At 42.9% G+C, this 2690-nt stretch carries 2 protein-coding genes and 1 pseudogene; 2 read left to right on the top strand and 1 reads right to left on the bottom strand.

Going from position 1 to position 2690, the window contains the following annotated elements; all coding sequences use genetic code 11:
- Positions 1-118: 118 nt before the first annotated feature.
- Both serS and L4C33_RS21330 read left to right on the top strand, forming a co-directional pair.
- Positions 119-1426, top strand: a complete 1308-nt coding sequence (gene serS / locus L4C33_RS21335) for a serine--tRNA ligase (protein ID WP_428814397.1) — start codon at positions 119-121, stop codon at positions 1424-1426.
- Between the two features lie 273 nt (positions 1427-1699).
- The gene (locus L4C33_RS21330; RefSeq protein WP_428814396.1) at positions 1700-1966 is read left to right on the top strand and encodes a DksA/TraR family C4-type zinc finger protein; all 267 of its coding nucleotides are present in this window, start codon (positions 1700-1702) and stop codon (positions 1964-1966) included.
- Between the two features lie 128 nt (positions 1967-2094).
- On the opposite strand, the pseudogene L4C33_RS21325 reads toward L4C33_RS21330, so the two are convergent.
- Positions 2095-2679: pseudogene (locus L4C33_RS21325) on the bottom strand (aminotransferase class III-fold pyridoxal phosphate-dependent enzyme); the annotation flags it as partial.
- Between the last annotated feature and the right edge of the window lie 11 nt (positions 2680-2690).

Below are 2690 nucleotides of genomic sequence, written 5' to 3'. Positions count from 1 at the left end.
CAATATATTCAGATTAAATTGCCAATATTTGGTTGAAATACAATCAATTTTGGTGGTTTAGTAGTGATTCAGTAGTCAATCTACTGAATATTCAAATAACTAAAGCATAGGATTAGCAATGCTGGATTCTAAATTACTTCGAGCTGAGCTGGATGAAACAGCTGCAAAATTAGCACGTCGAGGTTACACCCTAGACGTAGAGACAATTCGTGGACTTGAAGAAAAGCGTAAGTCCCTTCAGATGAAAACTGAAGAACTACAAGCGTTACGTAACTCTCGCTCGAAGTCCATTGGCCAAGCGAAAGCAAAAGGCGAACATGAAGAAGCTGCTCGCATCCTTGCTGAAGTAGGTAACTTAGGTGCAGAACTTGATGAAGCTAAAGTTTCTCTGTCTGAGCTTCAGGCTCAACTAGACGAGATCACTTCTGCAGTTCCTAACTTACCAGATGACTCTGTTCCTAACGGTGAAAGTGAAGACCAGAACGTTGAAATTTCTCGTTGGGGTGAGCCAAAAGCTTATGACTTCGAAGTTAAAGATCACGTTGACCTAGGCGAAATGTCTGGCGGTCTTGATTTCGCAAGTGCTGTCAAAGTGTCGGGTTCTCGTTTTATTGTTATGAAAGGTAAATTCGCACGTCTACACCGCGCAATTGCTCAATTCATGCTAGATCTACACACTGATGAGCACGGCTACACTGAAATGTATGTACCGTACCTAGTGAACTCAGATAGCTTGTTTGGCACTGGTCAATTACCAAAATTCGGTGAAGACCTATTCCACACTAGTCCATTGACTGAGCAGGTAAGTGACGTTCCTCTTAAGAAACTTTCACTTATCCCTACAGCGGAAGTACCTGTAACAAACATGGTTCGTGATACGATCAGCGATGAAGCTGATCTACCTATCAAGATGACAGCTCATACACCTTGTTTCCGTTCTGAAGCGGGATCTTACGGTCGTGATACTCGTGGTCTTATCCGTATGCACCAATTCGACAAAGTTGAGTTGGTTCAGATCACTAAGCCAGAAGACTCAATGGCTGCACTTGAAGAACTAACAGGTCATGCTGAGAAAGTACTTCAACTACTAGAGCTTCCTTACCGTAAAGTGGTTCTTTGTACTGGTGATATGGGCTTCGGCGCATGCAAAACATACGACTTAGAAGTATGGGTTCCAGCACAAGAAACTTACCGTGAGATTTCTTCTTGTTCAAACATGTGGGATTTCCAAGCTCGTCGTATGCAAGCTCGTTTCCGCCGCAAGGGTGAGAAGAAGCCAGAGTTGGTTCACACATTGAACGGTTCTGGTCTTGCTGTTGGCCGTACAATGGTTGCGATTCTTGAGAATAACCAAGAAGCAGATGGCCGTATCGCTATCCCTGCTGTACTGCAACCATATATGGGCGGCGTAACGCACATCGGTTAATCTAGTTTTGTCTCTGTTGTAGTGATGAACGATTGATTTTAAACCCAGCTTTTAGCTGGGTTTTTTTATGTCTGCAGCAACTGAAACTTTTGCTGTGTCGATAAAATAGGTAAGTGACTATTGCTTAAAAGTAATAGTGTTTTGTATTTTTCGGTAATTATCATTGCTTTTGTTAGGGGTATGATGATGGCCAACTTATCCCTATGGGGTTAAGCGGTAAGTATAGATTTTCTCAAACACATTATTTTCTATAACGATGGTGAGGAGGGCTTTATGGCCGTAGGGTGGGCGAATGACGACAGTGTCAGCCAACAAATTCAAAACACAATTGACGACGAAATTTCAAGAGTCAGAAATAGTATTCATCATGGAGAAAGTGCTCTTTATTGTGAAGAGTGTGGTGATCCAATTCCAGAAGCAAGACGACTTGCAATTAAAGGGGTAAACCTGTGTATCGAGTGTCAAAGTACATTGGAGCAGGTTTCTCACCTTCAGTCTTTAATTAACCGAAGGGCGAGCAAAGACAGCCAACTTCGGTAGTTACTCAACAATAGGGCCTTACTCATCCCCTTTCCAGCTAAATGCTTAGGAGTCGGGTAAGGCCGTTCGAATGCAATCAGATACAAGCAATAGATTTCACGAAAACTCAAAGCAGAGTTCTTACGTATTTAGCGTTGGAAGCAGGTTTCATCCTGCAGTGCTGAATCTATAGCACTGACAAGACTTGTGATATGTTCAGGTTGGCTGATAAACGGTGGCATCATATAGATTAGCTTACCAAACGGACGTATCCATACACCTTGCTCAACGAACTTCGCTTGAATAGTTTCCATGTCAACGGGTGTATGTGTCTCTACGACACCTATTGCACCAAGCCAACGGACGTCTTTCACATTTTCATACTCTAGTAGCTTCGGTAATTGTTGCGAAAACTGTTCTTCGATTGCGGAAGTTTGTTTTTTCCAATCACCTTGCTCGATGATTTCTAAACTAGCAGTAGCGACCGCACACGCCAGTGGATTCCCCATGAATGTTGGTCCATGCATAAAGCATCCAGCATCTCCACCACAAACGGTATCAGCGACATTTTTGGATGCTAGGGTAGCTGAAAGCGTCATATAGCCTCCAGTTAATGCTTTTCCCACACATAAAATATCGGGCTGTACCTGTGAGTGTTCACAGGCAAATAGCTTCCCTGTTCGACCAAACCCAGTAGCTATTTCGTCGAGGATCAGTAGTACATTGTATTTATCTTGTATTTATC

Origin of the sequence: Vibrio makurazakiensis, assembly GCF_050337375.1 — a bacterium.
GTDB lineage: Bacteria > Pseudomonadota > Gammaproteobacteria > Enterobacterales > Vibrionaceae > Vibrio > Vibrio makurazakiensis.
This window is presented reverse-complemented; position numbering and strand designations above follow the sequence as displayed.